Below are 19,549 nucleotides of genomic sequence, written 5' to 3' on the forward strand. Positions count from 1 at the left end.
GCAGTGACCAAGATCGAGGTGAACGGCGCCCTGCTCGCGTACGACGACACCGGCAGCGGCACGCCCGTCGTCCTGCTGCACGCCGGCATCGCGGACCGGCGGATGTGGCGGGAGCAGGTCGGCCCGCTGGCCGCGCGGCACCGGGTGATCGCCCTCGACCTGCGCGGCTACGGGGACTCCGAGCTGCCGCCGACCCCGTTCGCCCACCACGACGACGTGGCCGGGCTGCTCGACGCGCTCGACCTCCCCCGGGCCGCCCTGGTCGGCTGCTCGTTCGGTGGCGCCGTGGCGATCGACACCGCGCTGGCCCACCCGGAGCGGGTGAGCGCGCTCGCCCTCCTCGGCACCGCCGCCTCGGGCCACGAATGGTCGGACGAGGCGAACGACCTCTGGGACAGCCTGGTGGGCGAGGTCGACCCGGAGGACTTCGCCGCCAGCGCCGCCGGCGAGGTGCGCTTCTGGGTGGTCGGCCCGGGCCGCGAGCCCGCCGACGTCGACCCGGAGCTGCTCGCCTTCGCCCGCGAGATGGACCAGCGGGCGCTCGCCGCCGAGTTGGCGCTCAGCGCGGTCGACGTCGCCGAACTCGACCCGCCCGCGATCGGTCGCCTCGGCGAGCTGCGGATGCCCGTCCTGGTCGGCGCAGGCGCGGCCGACGTGCCCGACATCAGCCGCCTCGCCGACCGGATCGCCGCCGAGGCGCCCGACGCTGCCCGCCTGCCCGACGTGCCCGACGCCGGCCACCTGCTGCCGCTGGAGCGACCCGCCCCGGTCAACGCCGCCCTGCTCGACTTCCTGCCCTGACCCCCGCCCCGTCGTCCGCTCCCGCGAGGGGCGAGGTGGGCGGCGCGCCGGCCGGACGCCCACCTGACTCGGAGCGGAGGCGGTCCTTGCCGATCGGCCGGCCAGCCTCTCGGCCCGCGCCCAACGGGTGAAGGGGATAAATGGATTGCCCGGGCGCCGGGCCGGGAGTTTGACTGCTCGCCATGTCTCCTTCCCCCTCACCCGTCTTCGTTGCGGGTACGGGTCGTTCGGGAACGTCACGGCTCGCCGACATCATCGGCCAACATCCGCTGATCCACCGGATTCCCATGGAGACCAGGTTCCTCGTCGACCCCGGCGGCCTGCGGGACCTGGCCGACGCGCTCACCGGTCGATACGACCCCACCGTCGGTGAGGACGCCCTGCACCGGCTGAGCGACTTCCTCACCGTACGAGTGCCCGGCCGGCGCGACGATCGCGGCAAGACCGTTCCCGAACTGGTCGGCGAGCGGCGTTACCGGGACGCGGTGGAACAGCTCTGGCCGCAGCTGATCGCGTACACCTTCGACGAACCTGCGCCCGCCGAAGGCTTCGGCGACGCCGACCGTCCTGCCGGGCCGTTCGCGCCGCTGAGCCGCCGGCGGGTGGTTCCCAGGTACTTCAGCGACCGGGGCGAACTGCTCGGAATCCTGCGTAGCCTGGTCGACACCATGTTCGGCGGAGCAGCCGCGGACGCGGGCAAGCCGACCTGGTGCGAGAAGACGCCGTTCAACCTGTTGTGCATGGAGTTCCTCTGGGAACTGGTCCCCGAGGCGACCATCGTGCACATCAAGCGTCACCCGGTGTCGGTGCTCGCATCCCACCTGGCCCAGCCGTGGGCGCCCTCCACGGTCGACGGCGCGCTCGCCTACCTCAGGCCGATCTACGATCGATGGCTGGCCTGGAAGGACACGGTCGACCTGACGGGCAGGCGATACGTCGAGGTGAGGGCGGAGGATCTCGCAGCCGACTGGCCCGGGCAGCGCCGCGCCCTGTTCGAGCGGCTCGGCGTCGACGACTTCGACACCCGTTCGACGTTCCAGTCGCACAAGCTGGCGCAGCGCAACGGCCAGTTCGACGACGGAACCCGCGAGTTCATCGAAGAAGCACTCGGCAAGGTCGTCCCGGCCATGGGATACGAGTGACGACCATGGCCCTCCACCCTGACGACGATGTGGTCGTCGACCCGCTGACAAGAATCGGCGCCGCCTTCCACCCCCGCTAGGTGGCCGCGTCCGCGGCCCCTGGAGGGGGCAACCATGTCTCGTACGGACAAGGACGGTCCGCATCACCCGCGAACCGGTCTGCGGGGGCTGATCGGTGGTGGAGGTGCGCCGCGCTGGTTCATCAACGCTGTCTGGACCAGCAGGGAGCGTCAGGCGGCGAGAGCCGCATGCCGTGACGCCGCGAAGGAACATCGCGGAAACGGGATCGTCGACACCATCCCGACCACCCAGCAGCACCGACACGGTGCCCAGTGGCTCTGGTGGTGACGGGCGACCGCACGGTGGGCAGCCGCCGGTGGGCCCCTCACCGGCCGGCCGCGCGCCCGGTGAACGTCGCGACGACGGGCGTAACGGCTACCAGAGGGGCCGGACGGCGCCGACCGGCAGGCCGCCGCCGAAGAGCGGCAGTTCGGCGTACTCGGTCAGCACCGGCGCGTCCAGCCCGAGGCGGCGCAGGGCGGAGACCAGCACCGGCATCCGGGCGCGGCCCGCCCCGTCGTCGATCTTGAGGGCGACCGCGCCGACCCCGGGCACCGCCGCCGCGACGACCCCCTCGGCGCCGATCTTGGCGAGCAGCCCGGGCACGCCCCGCATCAGCCGGCTGTCCTCGGCCCGGGTGCCGCCGACCAGGTCCGGGTGGGCGCGCATCGCGTCGGCCACCGTCCGCGCCACGGTGCCGGGCTCCGCCGAGACGAGCCGGAGGTACGCCCCGGCGAGGCCGGTCAGCGAGACGGCGAGCACCGGGGCGCCGCAGCCGTCCACGCCGACCGCCGCAGCCGGCTCGCCCGTGAACTCCTCCACCGCGTCCCGCAGCCGCTGCTGCAACGGGTGCTCCGGGCGCCAGTACCCGTCGAGCGGCCAGCCGGCGGCCAGGCAGGTCAGCAGCATCCCGCTGTGCTTGCCGGAGCAGTTCATCTGCGTACGGGTGGGGCCGCCGCCAGCCCGCAGCACGGCCGTCCGCGCCTCGTCGCCCACGGGCAGGTCCGGCGGGCAGTGCAGGGCCGACTCGTCCAGCCCGGCGCGGGCGAGCAGCGCCCCGACCCGGGCCAGGTGGAACTCCTCCCCGGCGTGGCTGGCCGAGACCAGCGCCACGTCGGCGGGGTCGGCCAGCGTCAGCCCGGCGCGGAGCATCCCAACCGTCTGCATCGGCTTGTTGGACGAGCGCGGGAAGACCGGGGAGGTCACGTCCCCGGCGCCCGCCACCGTCCGCCCCGAGGCGTCGAGCACCACCACCGAGCCCCGGTGCACGCCCTCGACGAACCCCGACCGGACCACTTCGGCGAGCGGCGCGCCGCCCTCGTACGTCTTTCCCACAGGGTGGACGGTACCGGCACCTCCGGCAGCGGTCGGCGGGCGGGTGAGCAGGTCGTCGACGACCAGGTGTACAGCAGCGCCGGCCCCGGTCGCCGCTTACCTACCGGCGGCCGGCACGCCGAGCAGCCCGCGCGCCTCGGCGGTGGTCAGCGGCGGCCGCTGGGCGAGCTGGGCGAAGCCGACCGCCCGGGCGACGAGCTGCATGTTGGACTCGACCGGGCGGCCCTTGGCGTAGGTCACCGTGTCCTCCATGCCGACGCGCAGGTGCCCGCCGGCCGAGAGCGAGGCCAGCATGACCGGGATGGTGCTGCGGCCGATGCCGGTGGCGGAGAAGGTGGTGCCCTCGGGCAGGTCGCGCAGTGCCTGGTGGGCGGCGACCAGGGCCGGGGTGGTGCCGGGCATGCCGCCCGGCACGCCCATCACGAAGTCGACGTGCACGTGCCCGCCGGCCGGCAGGCCGTACTTGCCGAGCAGCCGTTGCAGGGCCGTCAGGTGGCCGAGGTCGAAGATCTCGTACTCGGGCACGATGCCGCGCTCCTGCATCCGGGTGTGCAGGTCGACGATGAACTCCCACCGGTTGAGGAAGACGTCGTCGCCGAAGTTGAGCGTGCCCATCGTGCAGGAGGCCATGTCCGGCCCGGCGTCGAGCACGGCGAGCCGGTCGGCCTCCGGGTCGGTCACCGCGCCGCCCGAGGAGAGCTGCACGACGAGGTCGGTGCTCTCCCGCAGCGCCGTCACGGTCTCCCGCAGCCGCCCCTGGTCCAGGGTGGGCCTGGCCTCGTCGTCGCGGATGTGGACGTGGATCACGGCGGCGCCGAGCGCCTCGCATTCCTTGGCGGTCAGCAGCAGCTCGTCGAGCGTCACCGGCAGCGCCGGCACCTCGGCCTTGGCCGACTCCGCGCCGGTGGGGGCAACCGTGATCAACGTCCCTGTCGTCATGCCCGGATCCTAGACCGAGGCCAGCGAGGCAGTCGACCGGAGCTTTTCCGGCCTCAGCGCCGAGAAGCAGAGATTCTTTCGTCGTCGGGCGGTCAGGCCGGATCGATCGCGGCGGCGGTCTCGCCGATCAGGAGGCGGGCGTCGTCGGCGACGTTGCGCTTGACCACGGCCAGGGCGACCTGGCCCAGCTCGTGGTGGTGCACGGCCGTGCCGACGAAGCCGACCGCCCGGCCGTCGAGGGTCACCGGCGTGCCGGCCACCGGCGGCTGGTCGGTGGTCACCCCGTCCAGGTGCAGGAGTACGAGCCGACGCGGCGGCCGGCCCATGTTGTGCACCCGGGCGACGGTCTCCTGGCCCCGGTAGCAGCCCTTGTCCAGGTGCACGGCCGGGGCGACCAGGTCCACCTCGGCCGGGATCGTCCGGTGGTCGGTGTCCACCCCGACCCGGGCCCGCCGGGCGGCCACCCGCACCGCCTCGTACGCCCACAGCCCGGCGACCGGCACCCCGTTGCCCCGCAGCTCGGTGACCACCTGCTCCATCGCGGCCCGGGGCACCAGCAGGTCCACGCCGAGCGGGCCCCGGCGGGCCCAGCCGCCCACGGGCAGCGGGCGCACGTCGTACAGCGCGGTCGGTCGGGGCGGCAGCTCGCCGGAGCGGAACTTCGGGCCCGGCACCGCGACCACGTCGGGCGCGGCCAGCCCGGTCGCGCCGAGCGTCTCCGCCGCGGCGGGCGCCTCCGGCCCGACCAGGGAGAGCAGCGCGTGCTCGGGCGTCACGTCGCGCGGCTCGACCTTGCTGAAGAACCGCATCCGCTCCAGGTACGACAGCAGGCCGGCGGTGGCGCCCGGCTCGGTGTCGAGCCAGGTGGTGATGCCGTCCTCGGCGACCATGGCGTGCTGCTCGACGTGCCCGTGCGGGGAGAGCACGAGCAGCTCGGTGCCCTGGCCGGCGCCGAGCTGCGCCAGGTGCTGGCTGGTGAGGGTGTGCAGCCAGCCGATCCGTTCCTCGCCCGGCACCGCGACGACGCCCCGGTGCGACCGGTCGACCAGGCCGACCGCCGTGTCGAGGGTGCGCTGCTCGCGCATCGGATCGCCGTAGTGCGCCGCCACGCCCCGCACGCCGGCCGCCGCGTGCGCCGGCTCGGGCTGGTCGCGGCTGGCCTCGTCGATGCTCCCGACGCTCACCGCGCCCGCGATGTCGATCATTTCCGGTCCCCGTTCTCGCAGCGGACGCAGAGGCCGAAGAACGAGACGTGGCCGATGTCCACCCGGAACCCGCGCTGGCTCGCCAACTGGTCGGCCAGCGGGCGCAGCAGCTCCGGATCGATCTCGTCGATCGCGCCGCAGCCCCGGCAGACGAGGTGGACGTGCTGGTCCTCGCCGGCCGCGTGATAGGTCGGCGAGCCGTGCGAGAGGTGGGTGTGGGTGACCAGGCCGAGCCGTTCCAGCAGCTCCAGCGTGCGGTAGATGGTGGTGATGTTGACCCCTGCGGCCACCTCCCGGACGGCGGTGTGCACCTGCTCCGGGGTGGCGTGCCCCAGGTCCAGCACGGCCTGGAGGATCAACTGCCGTTGCGCCGTCAGTCGTAGCCCACGGGCGCGGAGCATTTCCGCGAGGGAGGATTCGGACACCGTCCGATCATAGTTCGCCCCGCCACGCGCGCCGCCGGTGTCGTCCGGCCCGCCGCTAGGCTCGGCGGTCATGGTGGCGTCGAGGATCGCCGTGCCGGGCCGCGGGCTGGTGCCGCCCGGCGAGCCGGTGCTGCGCGGCGACGACCGGGGCGTGCTGCACGGCGACGGGCTCTTCGAGACGATGCACCTGCGGAACGGGCGGCCGTGGCTGCGCGACGCGCACCTGGCCCGGCTCGCCCGGGCGGCGGCGGCCGTCGAGCTGCCGCTGCCCGCCGTCGAGGTGCTGGCCGAACTGGTGGACGCCGTCCGCGCCGGCTGGCCCGCCGAGGTCGAGGGGGCGCTGCGGCTGGTCTGCACCCGGGGCCCGGAGGGCGGGGGCCCGCCCACCGGCTACGCCACGCTGGGCGAGGTGCCGGCGGCGACCCGGGCGGCGCGCCGGGACGGGATCACCGTGGCGACCCTGCCGCTCGGCGTCGCGGCGCGGGCCCGCGCCGAACTCGACTGGCTGCCGGCCGGGGTCAAGTCCATCTCGTACGCGGTGAGCACCGCCGCCCGCCGGTGGGCCGCCCGCTCCGGCGTGGACGACGCGCTCTGGGTCTCCTCCGACGGATACGCGCTGGAGGGGCCCACGGCCAACCTGGTCTGGCTGGCCGGTGACACCCTCTGCACGGTGCCCGCCGCCGAGACCGGCATCCTGCCGGGCGTGACCGCCGCCTGGCTCCTCGCGCACGCCCACACGCTCGGCCTGCGCGCCGAGGAGCGCCTGGTCACCCCGGCCGAGCTGCGTACCGCCGACGGCGTCTGGCTCAGCTCGTCCGTCCGTGGCCTCGCGGAGGTCCGCACCCTGGACGCCGTCCCGCTGCGCCGCTGCGCGCACACCCCCGCCCTCCAGGCGCTCCTGGGCTTTCCCCGCCCGTGAACCCCGGAAGGAGGGTCAGCCGGCCACCCGGGTGAGGCGGGCGGAGAGGTGCGGGGAGAGGGAGTGGCCCAGGGCCGCCATCTCCTGGGCGTAGAGCAGCGCGCCCTCGACGATGCCGAAGAGGCGGTGACCGGCGGTGACCTCCTTGGCGGTCGCCGTGCGGACCACCGCGTCGGTGACGAACTCGATCTGGGTGCCCTTGCGCTTGCCGATGTGCAGCTCCATCACGCCGGTGGGCACGGTCATCAGCGCCTCCAGCTCATCGGTGACCCGGTCGCCGTCCATCACCGGCCGCCACCAGCCGACCTCGCGACCCGCCGGGCGGACCGGACGGCTCTGCTCGTCGAGCAGCCAGGCGCGCGACTCGTAGGACAGGAACGGCCGGCCGTCGTGGCTGATCCGGATCTCCTGCGCGAAGTCGAAGTCCTCGATGGTGGGGAAGCCGCCCCGCCCCCGGCCGCGCCACACCCCGACGTACGGCAGCAGGCCGTCCAGCGCGGGGTGCAGCTTCGGGCCGACGCGCAGGTCGTGGCTCTCCTCGTAGGGGTACGGGTCGACCGGCGGCGCGTTCAGCCACGGCGGCGGCTGCAGGGGGTTCTCGTCGCTCACCGGTTCACTCCGCCTTTCCGCCGGCGGCCAGGAAAGCTCGCCGAGCCATCTTCGTTCGCGACTGCGGGGCTCGCAGACCCGGCTCACTCCTCGCGCTCACCAGCGCCCTCTCGATATGCGTACGGCCAGGTAGACCAGGCCACCGGCGAGCGCGCCCAGGCCGGCGACCAGCAGGCTGACGAACCCGATCTCGGTAACCATCGTGACCATCCTATGCTGGGCCCCATGGCCCGCACTCTCGTCGTCAAGGCCACCGCCGGCGCGGACGCCCCGGAGCGGTGTGCCCAGGCCTTCACCGTCGCCGCCACCGCGGCCGCCGCCGGGCTGCACGTGTCGCTCTGGCTGACCGGGGAGTCGACCTGGTTCGCGCTGCCCGGCCGCGCGCAGGAGTTCGAGCTGCCGCACTCGGCCCCGCTCGCCGAGCTGCTGCACGTGATCCTCACCACCGGCACGGTGACCGCCTGCACGCAGTGCGCCGCCCGGCGGGACATCGGGCCGGACGACGTGCTGCCGGGCGTCCGCATCGCCGGCGCCGCGGTCTTCGTCGAGGAGGCGACGGCCGAAGGGGCCCAGGCCCTGGTCTACTGACCGCCGCCCGCCGATACCGGCCCGGCAGGTCGGGCAGATGCCTACGATTCGGGTGTGACCGAGGCGACGGAGCGATTCTTCGAATCCCTGCCGGCGCGCGCCCCCGAGGTGCTGGTCAGCCCGGTCAGCGGGACGATGCAGATCGATCTCGCGCAGGGCGGTCGGACGGTGCACTGGCTGGTCCGTCTCCGTCCGGGCGAGATCGAGGTGAGCCGCGACCGGGGGCCCGCCGACGCGATCTGGTACACCAGCACGGACCTGTTCGACCGGCTCGTCACCGGCCGGGCCCAGGCGATCTCGTCGGTGCTGCGCAACGAGAGCAGCTTCAGCGGCGACATCGTGCTCTTCCTGCTGTTCCACCGGTTCTTCCCCGATCCGCCCGGCACCCGGGACCCCCGCACGGTCGCCCGCAGACAGGCCGGGCGGCTGCCGTGAAGGAACTGGTCAGCATCCTGGACGGCAACACCTTCCTGGTCAGCGACAGCCGCGGCGACATCGAGCCGTCCCTCGACTTCCCGACCGGGCTCTTCTCGTTCGACACCCGGCACCTCTCCACCTGGTTGCTGACCCTCGACGGCGAACGGCTGCACGCCCTCTCCGTCGACACCGCGGAGTCCTTCCGCACCCGCTTCTTCCTCGTGCCCGGCGAACCGACGCACTACCTGGACGCGAAGGTCTCGATGATCCGCAGCCGGGCCATCGGCGGCAGCTTCGAGGAGGAGCTGACGCTACTCAACCACTCCGGCGAGGAGATGGAGTTCGTCGTCCGCCTCGACATGGGCGCCGACTTCGCGGACCTGTTCGAGATCAAGCACGTCAGGCGCAAGGAGGGCCGCACCACCGCCACCGTCGGCGAGAACGAGCTGCGCCTGACCTACCGCCGGGACAGGTTCCACCGCGAGACGGTCGTCCACACCAGCGTGCCCGCGAAGATCGAGGTCTCCGGCATGACCTACCGGGTCCGGGTCGGCCCGCGCGGCGAGTGGACGACGCGGCTGCACGTGTCGACCGTCGTCTACGGCGCGCGCGGCGAGGACGTCCGGGCCAACCTTCCGCAGTACGGGGGAAGCCGCGGCCCGGAGGCGATCCGGGCCGAGCAGGACGAGCTCGTCGCCCGGGCGCCCAAGCTCGGCTGCGACTGCCAGCCGCTGGCCGGGGCGTACCGGCAGAGCCTCAACGACCTGGCGGCGCTGCGCTACGAGTCGATCACCCTCGGCGTACGCCTGGTGGCCGCCGGCCTGCCGTGGTTCATGACGCTGTTCGGCCGGGACAGCATCATCACCTCGCTCCAGGTGGTGCCCTTCCTGCCGGAGCTGATCCCCCCGACCCTCATGATGCTGGCCGGCCTCCAGGGGCACCGGATCGACGACTTCCGGGACGAGGAGCCGGGCAAGATCCTGCACGAGCTGCGCTACGGCGAGACGGCGGGCTTCGAGGAACAGCCCCATTCGCCGTACTACGGCTCGGCGGACTCGACGCCGCTCTTCGTCATCCTGCTCGACGAGTACGAGCGGTGGACCGGCGACGACCGGCTGGTACGGGGACTGGAGGCCCAGACCCGGGCCGCCCTCGCCTGGATCGACACGTACGGGGACCTGCTCGGCACGGGCTACCTCTGGTACCAGACCCGCAACCCGCAGACCGGGTTGGCGAACCAGTGCTGGAAGGACTCCTGGGACTCGATCTCGTACCGCGACGGCCGGTTCCCCGGCTTCCCCCGCGCCACCTGCGAACTCCAGGGCTACGCGTACGACGCGAAGATCCGCGGCGCCCGACTGGCCCGGAAGTTCTGGGGCGACCCCGCGTACGCCGACCAGCTGGAGCGGGAGGCGACCGAGCTGAAGATCCGGTTCAACCGGGACTTCTGGATCCCGGAACGGGAGTACTACGCGCTCGCCCTGGACGCCGACGGCCGGCAGGTCGACGCGCTCACCTCCAACATCGGGCACCTGCTGTGGAGCGGCATCGTCGACGAGTCGCGGGCCGGCCGGATCGCCGAACACCTGATGGGGCCGCGGCTCTACTCCGGTTGGGGCGTCCGGACCCTCGCCGACGACCAGGGGCGCTACAACCCCGTCGGCTACCACGTCGGGACGGTGTGGCCGTTCGACAACTCGATCATCGCCTGGGGGCTGTGGCGGTACGGCTTCCGCCGGGAGGCCGGCCAGATCTGCGAAGCCATGCTGGCCGCGTCCCCGTTCTTCGACGGGCGGCTGCCGGAGGCCTTCGCCGGCTACGAGCGGGACCTCACCGACTACCCGGTGGAGTATCCCACCGCGTGCAGCCCGCAGGCCTGGTCGGCGGGCACGCCGCTGCTGCTGCTCCGGGTGATGCTGGGCCTGGAGCCGCAGGGCGACCACCTGATCATCAACCCCGCCGTGCCCGAGGGGATGGGGCGGATCGAGCTGCTCGACATCCCCGGCCGCTGGGGCCACGTCGACGCCCTGGGCCGCAGCCGCGCCCCGCGCGACCCACCGGTCGGCCCCTGACCCATGGTCAGGCAGGGCAGCCGCTGACCCCAGGGGTCAGGCAGGGCAGCCGGTGCTGGCCGAGACGACGGCCCGGTCGCCTGAGAGGTCGGCGACGACGGTCACCGGGCCACGACGGTAGGCGTACGCCTGCGGGTCGTCCAGCACCGGAAGGCGGGTGACGGGGGCCAGGGCGGCGGCCGGGGACGCGGGGGCCGGGACACCGGCGGAGCGCGCGGAGCGGGCGGTGCCGCCGCCGGGGCAGGGCGCGGTGACCATCTCCAGGGCCGGACCGGCCGGCGCCCCGAGGGCCCGCAGGGCCTCCTCCAGGGCGTCCGCCTCCGCGCCGGCGGCACCGGTCACGGGTACGTCGTAGCCGTCGCCCACCGGCCGACAGCCGGTGTCGACGGTCAGCCGGACCCGGCCGTCCCCCGCGACCCCGCCGGAGACGGTGACGAACTCGCCCGCGTCGCCGCGCAACCGGGGACCGCTTGAGGTGACCCGGACCCCGGCCCGCCAGTCCGCCGGCAGCCGGCCGGCGACCTGCTCCAGCAGCGTCGCCTCCCCGCCCGCCGCGACGAAGACGTCCACCCCGCGCGACAGGTCGGCGCCGGCGGCGAACGGGGTGACCCGGCAGCCCCGATCGACCACGGGCGGAGTCAGCACGGCGGTCTCGCCGGCCGCCGCGACCAGTGCGCCGACTGCGCGGTCGACGACGCGGCCGGCCTCGGTCAGGGTGCGCTGCTCCCGGACGGTCGGCGGATCGTTGCGCACCGAGAGCCAGGTCAGCGCCGCCAGCAGCACCGCCCACGCCACCGTGCCGGCGAGCAGCCAGGGCAGCCACCGTCGGGGGGCCGCCGGCCGACCGGGACCGGTAGGCGGGGCCTGCCCCGCCGCTTCCACGCCGTTCACGGGGGCAATCGTGTCACGCCGGTCGACAGTGCCCGGAGACGGTCGCGGCCCGCCACCTGGGAAGGCGACGGGCCACGGGCCGATCAGAGCGGGGGAACGTCAGGAGGCGACCGTGACGGCGACCTCGTTGATGCCCCGGGCGGCGGTCACGGCGGTGTCGCCGTTGCCGTGCCGGGAGAGCGCCCGCAGGGTCCAGGCGCCCGGCGCGGCGAAGAACCGGAACTGGCCGGCCGGCGAGGTCACCACCTCGGCGGTGAACTCACCGGTCGAGTCGAGCAACCGGACGTACGCGCCCGGGACGGCCTCGCCCGCGTCGGAGCGGACGACGCCGGTGATCACGGTTTCCTTCTCCAGGTCCAGGCTCGCGGGCAGCGGGGCGGCCTGGTCGGGCGCGGCGCAGCCGGCAGCGGTGGGTGCGGTCATGGCTCAGGCCTCCCCGGGCTCGTCGCCGAGCGCGACCGGCACGCCGACCAGCGAGCCGTACTCGGTCCAGGATCCGTCGTAGTTCTTCACGTTGCGGTGGCCGAGCAGCTCCTGGAGCACGAACCAGGAGTGCGAGGAGCGCTCGCCGATCCGGCAGTACGCGATGGTCTCGCGGCTGTCGTCCAGCCCGGCGTCGGCGTAGATCTTGCGCAGCTCGTCGTCGGACTTGAAGGTGCCGTCCTCGTTGGCCGCCTTGGACCACGGCACGCTGATCGCCGTGGGGATGTGCCCGGCCCGCTGCGCCTGCTCCTGCGGCAGGTGGGCGGGGGCGAGCAGCCGGCCGGCGAACTCGTCGGGGCTGCGCACGTCGACCAGGTTCTTGGTGCCGATGGCGGCCACGACCTCGTCCCGGAAGGCCCGGATCGAGGTGTCCGGCTCCTGCGCCACGTACTGCGTCGCGGGGCGGGTCACCGCGTCCCGGACCAGCGGACGGGCGTCCAGCTCCCACTTCTTGCGACCGCCGTCGAGCAGCTTCACGTCGCGGTGGCCGTAGAGCTTGAAGTACCAGTACGCGTACGCGGCGAACCAGTTGTTGTTGCCGCCGTAGAGGATGACGGTGTCGTCGTTGCTGATGCCCCGCTCGGAGAGCAGCGCCTCGAACTGGCTCTTGTTGACGAAGTCCCGGCGCACCTGGTCCTGGAGGTCGGTCTTCCAGTCCAGCTTGATCGCGCCGGCGATGTGGCCGGTGTCGTAGGCCGAGGTGTCCTCGTCGACCTCGACGAAGACGACGCCCGGGGCGTCGAGGTTCTTCTCGGCCCATTCGGCCGAGACGAGTGCGGTGTCGCGACTCATCAGATCACTCCCTGGTGAGGATGGATGGTGAACCAGCACGGGGGCATCGAAAGTCGTGACGATCGCACCACGCGCGGGATCCACCGTATGGACGGATCACGGGTTCGTGCGACGGCGCCGCTGCCGGGCGTTGAAAGAGAGCACGGGAGAAGAAAGATCCCTGCCTGCCGGTGGCCGCTAGGCGGCCGAGGACAGCCCCGCCGTCAGATGACGGGGCGACACAGGCAGGTGGCCACGCGGCACAGGTCGACCGCGCGCCGTTTGGTGAGGAGCGTCCCCATGAGCAGGGAGCCTACCAGCCGGGCGCGGGCGCACCAGGGGGCCGACCAGCATCCGGGACGCGCGTACTGGTAGCCCGGGGCGCAAGGAAGGGCACCTTCCTGTCGCCGTCGGTAGAGGAAGGGGCACTTCCTGACCGGCAGGCGCGGACGGACGGGGGCGCGGGCGGGTCGGGACAGGTGCCGGGCGGGGCCGGGGCCGGAGGCGGCGGGTCGGTCAGCCGGCGGCGGAGTTGATCGGCACGTTCCGGGCGTCCGCGGTGACGGCCAGCCCCTCGGGCAGCGGCCGGACCTCCCGGACGGCGAGCTGGAACGGCAGCTCGGGCAGGGGCACGTCGATGGAGATGCTGCGGGCGTAGTTGCTGAGCAGCGTCCGGGCCAGCGGCAGGTTCGGCAGGCCGTCGGCGTTCAGGTCGTTGAACTTCAGCGCCACCTGCCCCTCCTTGCCGACCGTGATGTCGGCGGTGCCGGTCACGGTGAGGCGCCGGCCGAGGATGTCGACAGGGGCGGTGACGGCCAGCCGGCCGTTCTGCTCGCCCAGGGTCAGCCCCGGCCGGTCGAGCAGCTTGGCGAGGCTGTCGTAGCTGATGGTGCCCGTCCCGTCGACGGTCTCGGCGACCACGTCGCCCTGCCCCGAACGGATGGTGTCGAGCGAGGCGCGCACGTTGCGGGCGTCCACGTCGAGCTTCGGCAGCGCGACCGCGTCGCCGCGCACCGAGCCCTGCACGTCGCGCAGCGCGATGGAGATGCGCTCGTACCGGCCGTCGAGCACCTGGGTGAGGAACGGGACCCCGCCGACCTCCACCTCCGGCGGCGAGGACTGCGCCCCCTGCTTGGCGATCTCCTGCCGGACCTGGTCGGCGATGGCGCGCTCGGCCACCCCCACGGCGACCCGGTCGGCCACCACGATCAGTCCGCCCAGGACCAGCAGCAGCACGACGAGGGTGATGAGCACCTTGCGCCCGCGTCGCCGGGGCCGCTCCTCGTACGTGTCGTCGTGCGCCACGCCGCCTCCTGTCGTCAGTGCCGAGGGTGCCGCGGAGCGGCCCACCGGTGGTACCCGATCGGGGAAAAGCTCAACCGCCGCGTCAGAGAACGAGCTTGCACATCGCGTACGCGGCCGGCGCGGCCAGGGCGAAGCCACCGAGGGGCCCCTGCATGTGCCGGGCCACCCACATGGTCGGCGGCTCCCCCGCCATCAGCCGGCCCGCCTCGGCGTAGCCCACGGCAAGGTCGGCCAGCACGGCGGTGACCGCCGCGACCAGCCCGATGATCGCGGCCCGGGTCGGGGTGAAGGGCGTCACCAGGTAGCTGCCGAGGACGGCGCTGACCAGCGTGCCGACCATCGCGCCGGCGACCACGCCGGCCGCACCCCGGGGCACCTGGGGGGCCAGCCGCGGCCACGGCGCGACCGCGTCGGTCAGCCGGGCGACGGTGAGCGCGACAGCGCTGGCGGTGAGGCACACCGTGATGGCCTGGGTGCCCGCCGGGATCCGGCTGAGCACGATCAGGGTGGCGAAGGCGACGACGCCGACCACGATCAACAGGGTGCTGCCGAGCGAGTCGGTCACCCGCACCCGGTCGACCCGCCGGACGAGCTGGCCGAGCACCCCGAGGGCGAAGCCGCCCGCCGCGACGTAGCCCAGCGGCGCCAGGCCGGCGACGTCCGTCTGCACGGCCGCGGTGTCGGCCGCCACCGCGGCGGCGGCGCTGACGGCGGCCACCAGCAGCAGCGCGGGCGGTCGCATGGCCATCGTCCAGGCCAGCACGAAGAGCAACTGCACGCCGAAGACGACGAACGCGAAGGGCAGGCGGTGCCCCGGGCCGGCGGTCTGCGCCCCGAGCACCAGACCCACCCCGAGCAGCGCGGCGAACCCGGCGACGGTCAGCGCGAGCGGGCGGCGCACCTCGACCGGCTCCACCAGCTCCTCGTCCGGCTCGTCGTCCGGCTCGTCGTCGGGTCGCCGGGCCGGCTCACCGGCCCGCCGGGCGCGGCGCGGGCCGCTGCGCTCCCGGCGCTCGCCGTCGTCGTCGGGGGCCGGCCCGGTGCGCGGCGCCGGCGGCTGGCCACGGGACGGGCCGGACGGCCCGGGGTGGGGCCCGTCGGGCCACTGGTCGCGGCCGGTCTCGGGCGAGCTGGAGGGAAACACGCCACGATCGTGCCAGACCCGCCGGCCGACGCGGGGGCCACGGTTTCGGCAACGTTAAAACCTGGGGTCACGATCAGGGGCAAACCGGGCGAACGGGAAAGGACGTGGAGGCGCGACCGGGGCCTTCGGTTACGCTCAAGCCGTTACCCGCCCGTCAGCGACGCCGGGACCCACGCAAGTTCATCAGCGTCACGCCCCGCCACGGAGTGCGCTGGTCGCGCGCGGCCTACGGCCGCCGGGACGGAGGTGATCGTGGAGATCCTGCTGCTGGTGACCGCGCGCGCAGGCGAACCATCCGCAGTGCTGCCGGCACTCGACCTGCTGCCGCACTCGGTCCGCACCGCGCCACGCGACGTCCGCACCCTGGTCGCCGGCCCCAGCCCGGACGCGGTGCTTGTCGACGCCCGCTCCGAGCTGAGCGAGGCGCGGGCGACCTGCCGGATGCTGCACGCCACCGGGCTCGGGGTGCCCCTGGTCGCGGTGGTCACCGAGGCCGGCCTGATCGCGCTCAACGCCGACTGGGGCGTCGACGACGTCATCCTCGCCGCCGCCGGGCCGGCCGAGGTGGAGGCCCGGCTGCGGCTCGCCGTCGGGCGGCTGAGCAACGCCACCTCCGGGGCCGGCGGCTCGATCCGCGCCGGCGAGCTGACGATCGACCCGGACACCTACGCCGCGAAGCTCAAGGGCCGGCCGCTCGACCTCACCTACAAGGAGTTCGAGCTGCTCAAGTTCCTGGCCCAGCACCCGGGCCGGGTGTTCACCCGGGACCAGCTCCTGCGCGAGGTGTGGGGCTACGACTACTTCGGCGGCACGCGCACCGTCGACGTGCACGTCCGGCGGCTGCGCGCCAAGCTCGGCTCCGAGTACGAGTCGATGATCGGCACGGTGCGGCAGGTGGGTTACAAGTTCGTCGTACCGCCCTCGCGGTCCCTGCCGGAGAGCGAGCACGCGCCCCTGCCGGTCTGACCTCCTCGTCCCTTCGGGGACGGTTTCGCATATGCCCTTTTTGTGCAGCTCGCCGGTTCTATTCTGACTGCCGGGTTTGCGACAAAAAGGGGGCGGCGGAGTGCGCATCGACCACGGGGGCGGCGGCGGTTCGACACGGTGGGGCCCACTGATCCGGGATCCCTCTGCCGCGCGCACCATCGGGCTCGTCACGCTGGTGGTCGCCGCGCTGCTCGGTTCCGCGTACGCCCTCGGGCGCAGCCTGGTCCCCGACCCGCCGACGTCGCGGTCCAGCGTGACCACCAGCGCCACCGGCCCGCACTACGCCGACCAGCCGCCGACGAAGGACGCGCAGAGCCGTACCCCGGAGGGAGAGCCGAGCACCAGCCCGGCGGAGGCCGGGCAGGACGGCGGCGCCAGCCCCGACGGCACGCCGTCGCCGGGACCGGCCGACGGGCCGTTCGGCGCGCAGACCACCAGCGGCACCTCGCTGGTCGCGCTGACCTTCGACGACGGGCCGGACCCGCGGTACACGCCGCAGGTGCTCGCCCTGCTCCGCGAGCACCAGGTGCGGGCCACCTTCTGCGTGGTCGGCGAGAACGCGCAGCGCCACCCGGACCTGATCCGGGCCATCGCGGCCGACGGGCACACCCTGTGCAACCACAGCTGGAGCCACGACGTCGACCTCGGCCGCCGGTCGCCCGCCGTCATCCGGGCGGACCTGCTGCGCACCAGCGAGGCGATCCGGGCGGCGGTGCCCGACGCGCCGATCGCGTACTACCGGCAGCCCGGCGGCGCCTGGACGGGTCCGGTGGTGTCGGTGTCCCACGAACTCGGCATGACGCCGCTGCACTGGACCGTGGACCCGGCGGACTGGGAGCTGCCGGGAGCCGGCCGGATCGCGGCGACGGTCGTGGCGGGCGTCGTGCCCGGCTCGGTCGTGCTGCTGCACGACGCCGGCGGCGACCGGCAGGGCACGGTGGACGCGCTGCACCGCATCCTGCCCGACCTGACCAGCCGGTTCGAGGTGGAGGCGCTGCCCGACGGGAGGACGTGAGCCGGCCGGGCGACCGCCGCACCGCCCCGGCGGCCGGTCGGGCGCGGCGGCGCCGGGGATCGACCGGACTACGGTGACGACATGAGCAACCCCGAAGCGAGCAACGGCCGGGTGACCCGGGCCGACCGCCTCAGCCCCACGGAGATCGCCGACGTGACGACCCTCGCGCGGGTCGCCGGCGACGCGGACGGGGCGGACCCGTTCGACGAGCACGTCCTGCTCCGGCTGCGCGACCCGGACGCGCCCGCCGTGCACCTGACCACGCGGGCGGACGACGGCACACTGACCGGGTACGCGCACCTGGACACCACCGACCCGGACGCGGGGGTCGGGGTGGAACTGGTGGTGCACCCGGCGTACCGGCGGCGCGGGACGGGCCGCGCGCTGGCCCGGGGCGTCCTGGCGGCGGCCGACGGCCCGCTGCGGGTCTGGGCGCACGGCGACCACCCCTCCGCCGCCGCGCTCGGCGTCGACCTGGGCCTGCGCCGGGCCCGGGTGCTCTGGCAGCTGCGCCGGCCGCTGACCGCCCCGATCCCCGACCACCCGCTGCCGGACGGGGTGACGCTGCGCGCGTTCCGGCCCGGCGCCGACGACGAGGAGTGGCTGGCGCTCAACGCGCGGGCCTTCGCCGAGCACCCGGAACAGGGCCGGTGGTCCCCCGCCGACCTGCGGGTACGCCTCGACGAGCCGTGGTTCGACCCGGAGGGCTTCCTGCTCGCCGTCGACGGGTCCACCGGCCGGCTGCTCGGTTTCCACTGGACGAAGGTCCACGAACGACCCGGCTCGGCCCGGATCGGCGAAGTCTACGTCCTCGGCGTGGACCCGTCGGCCCACCGCGGCGGGCTCGGCCGGGCGCTGACCGCGGCCGGCCTGGCGTACCTGCGGGACCGGCGGGACCTGGACCGGGTCATGCTCTACGTCGACGAGTCGAACGCCGCCGCCGTCGCGCTCTACGAGCGGCTCGGCTTCGCCCGCTGGTCGGCGCACGTCAACTACCAGTCGGCCTGACGCCGGCACGGGCCCGGGTCGCGACGGCCCGGGCCCGTGCCGCGCGCGCCGCCACCCCGGAAGATCCCCATACTTCCGACAACGGCATCCGAGTTCACACAACGGACAACCCGCCCTCAGCGAGCGGTCATCTGCCCTGTCGCACCTGTTCACTCCCCGTTCACTTCCGACCGGCGAACCGGCTACCTGGCGCTCCTAACTTTTGGATCAGCCGGTGAGCGCCGGTACCCCGGGCCCCGAGTCCGGGGGCGAAGTCAGACGTGAAGGGAAACCCCTCAGGTGAAGCTCCAGCGGCACGGCACCCTCGCCTGCCTCGCTCTTACCGCGACGCTCGCTCTCAGCGCATGCGGCTCGGACAACAACGAGCCCGCGAGCAGCGCCTCCGCCTCCGGGTCGGCCGCCGCCGACTGCGCCACCGGCACGCTGAACACCCAGGGCTCGTCGGCGCAGAAGAACGCCATGGACGAGTGGATCAAGGCCTACCAGCAGAAGTGCTCCGGCGCCAAGATCAACTACGAGCCGTCCGGCTCGGGCGCCGGCATCCAGGCCTTCATCGCCGGCACCGCCGACTTCGCCGGCTCGGACTCCGCCCTCAAGGAGGAGGAGCAGCCGAAGGCCGACGCCAAGTGCGTCGGCGGCGCCGCGATCAACCTGCCGATGGTCATCGGCCCGGTCGCCATCGCCTACAACGTCAACGGCGTGGACAACCTCCAGCTCAAGCCGGCCACCCTGGCGAAGATCTTCGCCGGCAAGGTCACCAAGTGGGACGACCCGGCGATCAAGGCCGACAACCCCGACGCCAAGCTGCCGTCGACCACCATCAACGCGGTCCACCGCTCGGACTCCTCCGGCACCACCGACAACTTCACCGACTTCCTGACCAAGACCGCCGCGTCCGACTGGACGTTCGGCAAGGCCAAGGAGTGGAAGGCCCCCGGCGGCACCGGCGCGGCGAAGTCCGACGGCATGGCCAGCGCCATCAAGGGCCAGGACGGCACCATCGGCTACGTCGAGTGGTCGTACGCCGAGAACGGCGGCCTGAAGACCGCCAAGGTCGGCAACGGCGCGGGCGAGTTCGCCGAGCTGACCGCCGAGTCGGCCGGCAAGACGATCGCCGGCGCCGAGGTGGTCGGCCAGGGCGACGACCTCAAGATGAAGATCGACTACAACACCAAGGAGGCCGGGGCCTACCCGATCGTCCTGGTGACCTACGAGATCGTCTGCTCCAAGGGCCTCGCCGCCGACAAGCTCCCGCTGGTCAAGGGCTTCCTCGGCCACGCCGCGAGCACCGCCGGCCAGGCCGACCTGACCGAGCTGGGCTACGCACCGCTGCCCGAGACGGTCCGCGCCAAGGTCGAGGCCGCGGTCAAGAACCTCGCCTGAGCCGCCCGCACCGAGACCGTCACCACCACCTCAACCCGAAGCGAGCGAGC

At 73.8% G+C, this 19,549-nt stretch carries 22 protein-coding genes; 10 read left to right on the plus strand and 12 right to left on the minus strand.

What is annotated here, in order from left to right; genetic code table 11:
• The first annotated feature begins 3 nt into the window (after nt 1–3).
• Both ACN27A_RS18775 and ACN27A_RS18780 read left to right on the plus strand, forming a co-directional pair.
• Nucleotides 4–801 carry an alpha/beta fold hydrolase gene (locus ACN27A_RS18775; RefSeq protein ID WP_421455175.1) on the plus strand — a complete coding sequence of 266 codons (798 nt, stop codon included), beginning with the start codon at nt 4–6 and terminating at the stop codon, nt 799–801.
• Nucleotides 802–1,088: 287 nt separating this feature from the next.
• Complete coding sequence (locus tag ACN27A_RS18780; RefSeq protein ID WP_421455178.1) at nt 1,089–1,943, plus strand: sulfotransferase family protein; 855 nt, start codon at nt 1,089–1,091, stop codon at nt 1,941–1,943.
• A 435-nt stretch (nt 1,944–2,378) separates the two neighbouring features.
• Here the strand turns inward: ACN27A_RS18780 and ACN27A_RS18785 are convergent, their stop codons facing one another.
• The 4 genes from ACN27A_RS18785 to ACN27A_RS18800 form a co-directional block, all read right to left on the minus strand.
• Nucleotides 2,379–3,338: an asparaginase gene (locus ACN27A_RS18785; protein WP_421455181.1), complete on the minus strand. Its 960-nt coding sequence runs from the start codon at nt 3,336–3,338 to the stop codon at nt 2,379–2,381.
• Nucleotides 3,339–3,434: 96 nt separating this feature from the next.
• On the minus strand, nt 3,435–4,277 hold the full coding sequence (locus tag ACN27A_RS18790; protein WP_311411788.1) for a 3-keto-5-aminohexanoate cleavage protein: 843 nt from the start codon (nt 4,275–4,277) through the stop codon (nt 3,435–3,437).
• A 92-nt stretch (nt 4,278–4,369) separates the two neighbouring features.
• Nucleotides 4,370–5,482: a YgfZ/GcvT domain-containing protein gene (locus tag ACN27A_RS18795; RefSeq protein ID WP_421455185.1), complete on the minus strand. Its 1,113-nt coding sequence runs from the start codon at nt 5,480–5,482 to the stop codon at nt 4,370–4,372.
• Nucleotides 5,479–5,907: a Fur family transcriptional regulator gene (locus tag ACN27A_RS18800; protein WP_132230754.1), complete on the minus strand. Its 429-nt coding sequence runs from the start codon at nt 5,905–5,907 to the stop codon at nt 5,479–5,481. The genes ACN27A_RS18795 and ACN27A_RS18800 overlap by 4 nt, the downstream gene beginning before the upstream one ends.
• Nucleotides 5,908–5,977: 70 nt before the next feature.
• On the opposite strand from ACN27A_RS18800, the gene ACN27A_RS18805 reads away from it, so the two are divergent.
• Nucleotides 5,978–6,826, plus strand: a complete 849-nt coding sequence (locus ACN27A_RS18805; protein ID WP_421455188.1) for an aminotransferase class IV — start codon at nt 5,978–5,980, stop codon at nt 6,824–6,826.
• A 15-nt stretch (nt 6,827–6,841) separates the two neighbouring features.
• On the opposite strand, the gene ACN27A_RS18810 is transcribed toward ACN27A_RS18805, so the two are convergent.
• Both ACN27A_RS18810 and mtfM read right to left on the minus strand, forming a co-directional pair.
• On the minus strand, nt 6,842–7,435 hold the full coding sequence (locus ACN27A_RS18810; protein WP_357580343.1) for an FABP family protein: 594 nt from the start codon (nt 7,433–7,435) through the stop codon (nt 6,842–6,844).
• A gap of 96 nt (nt 7,436–7,531) precedes the next feature.
• Nucleotides 7,532–7,636, minus strand: coding sequence for a small membrane protein MtfM (gene mtfM, locus ACN27A_RS18815; protein WP_267897534.1), 105 nt, complete (start codon nt 7,634–7,636; stop codon nt 7,532–7,534).
• A 12-nt stretch (nt 7,637–7,648) separates the two neighbouring features.
• On the opposite strand from mtfM, the gene ACN27A_RS18820 reads away from it, so the two are divergent.
• Genes ACN27A_RS18820 through ACN27A_RS18830 form a run of 3 tightly spaced genes read left to right on the plus strand, consistent with a single transcriptional unit; the run spans nt 7,649 to nt 10,512 of the window.
• Nucleotides 7,649–8,023, plus strand: coding sequence for a DsrE family protein (locus ACN27A_RS18820; protein ID WP_121400033.1), 375 nt, complete (start codon nt 7,649–7,651; stop codon nt 8,021–8,023).
• A gap of 54 nt (nt 8,024–8,077) precedes the next feature.
• Nucleotides 8,078–8,458: an SCP2 sterol-binding domain-containing protein gene (locus tag ACN27A_RS18825; RefSeq protein WP_421455192.1), complete on the plus strand. Its 381-nt coding sequence runs from the start codon at nt 8,078–8,080 to the stop codon at nt 8,456–8,458.
• On the plus strand, nt 8,455–10,512 hold the full coding sequence (locus ACN27A_RS18830; protein ID WP_421455195.1) for a glycogen debranching N-terminal domain-containing protein: 2,058 nt from the start codon (nt 8,455–8,457) through the stop codon (nt 10,510–10,512). The genes ACN27A_RS18825 and ACN27A_RS18830 overlap by 4 nt, the downstream gene beginning before the upstream one ends.
• A gap of 36 nt (nt 10,513–10,548) precedes the next feature.
• On the opposite strand, the gene ACN27A_RS18835 is transcribed toward ACN27A_RS18830, so the two are convergent.
• The 6 genes from ACN27A_RS18835 to ACN27A_RS18860 all read right to left on the minus strand — a co-directional run bounded on the left by ACN27A_RS18835 (nt 10,549) and on the right by ACN27A_RS18860 (nt 15,106).
• Nucleotides 10,549–11,403 carry a hypothetical protein gene (locus tag ACN27A_RS18835; RefSeq protein WP_421455197.1) on the minus strand — a complete coding sequence of 285 codons (855 nt, stop codon included), beginning with the start codon at nt 11,401–11,403 and terminating at the stop codon, nt 10,549–10,551.
• Between the two features lie 99 nt (nt 11,404–11,502).
• Entirely contained in the window at nt 11,503–11,826 is a 324-nt protein-coding gene (locus tag ACN27A_RS18840) for a DUF1416 domain-containing protein (protein ID WP_132230747.1), read from the minus strand.
• Between the two features lie 3 nt (nt 11,827–11,829).
• Nucleotides 11,830–12,678 (minus strand): sulfurtransferase, encoded by an 849-nt coding sequence (locus tag ACN27A_RS18845; protein WP_132230746.1) that lies wholly within the window; start codon nt 12,676–12,678, stop codon nt 11,830–11,832.
• A 203-nt stretch (nt 12,679–12,881) separates the two neighbouring features.
• Complete coding sequence (locus ACN27A_RS18850; protein WP_311202345.1) at nt 12,882–12,959, minus strand: Ms5788A family Cys-rich leader peptide; 78 nt, start codon at nt 12,957–12,959, stop codon at nt 12,882–12,884.
• A gap of 214 nt (nt 12,960–13,173) precedes the next feature.
• On the minus strand, nt 13,174–13,962 hold the full coding sequence (locus tag ACN27A_RS18855) for a DUF2993 domain-containing protein (RefSeq protein ID WP_421455202.1): 789 nt from the start codon (nt 13,960–13,962) through the stop codon (nt 13,174–13,176).
• 82 nt (nt 13,963–14,044) lie between these two features.
• On the minus strand, nt 14,045–15,106 hold the full coding sequence (locus ACN27A_RS18860) for a hypothetical protein (protein WP_421455204.1): 1,062 nt from the start codon (nt 15,104–15,106) through the stop codon (nt 14,045–14,047).
• A gap of 246 nt (nt 15,107–15,352) precedes the next feature.
• Here ACN27A_RS18860 and ACN27A_RS18865 point away from each other — a divergent pair, with 246 nt between their 5' ends.
• From ACN27A_RS18865 to pstS, 4 genes are all read left to right on the plus strand, one after another.
• Nucleotides 15,353–16,072, plus strand: a complete 720-nt coding sequence (locus tag ACN27A_RS18865; RefSeq protein ID WP_197697787.1) for a winged helix-turn-helix transcriptional regulator — start codon at nt 15,353–15,355, stop codon at nt 16,070–16,072.
• 106 nt (nt 16,073–16,178) lie between these two features.
• A complete protein-coding gene (locus ACN27A_RS18870) occupies nt 16,179–17,108 on the plus strand; it encodes a polysaccharide deacetylase family protein (protein ID WP_421458524.1) in 930 nt (309 codons plus the stop codon).
• An 81-nt stretch (nt 17,109–17,189) separates the two neighbouring features.
• Nucleotides 17,190–18,116 (plus strand): mycothiol synthase, encoded by a 927-nt coding sequence (gene mshD / locus ACN27A_RS18875; protein ID WP_421455206.1) that lies wholly within the window; start codon nt 17,190–17,192, stop codon nt 18,114–18,116.
• Nucleotides 18,117–18,395: 279 nt separating this feature from the next.
• Nucleotides 18,396–19,499: a phosphate ABC transporter substrate-binding protein PstS gene (gene pstS, locus ACN27A_RS18880; RefSeq protein ID WP_421455209.1), complete on the plus strand. Its 1,104-nt coding sequence runs from the start codon at nt 18,396–18,398 to the stop codon at nt 19,497–19,499.
• Nucleotides 19,500–19,549 lie beyond the last annotated feature (50 nt).

The sequence above is a fragment of the Micromonospora sp. WMMD737 genome, assembly GCF_049179055.1.
GTDB classification, from domain to species: Bacteria; Actinomycetota; Actinomycetes; order Mycobacteriales; family Micromonosporaceae; genus Micromonospora; species Micromonospora reichwaldensis.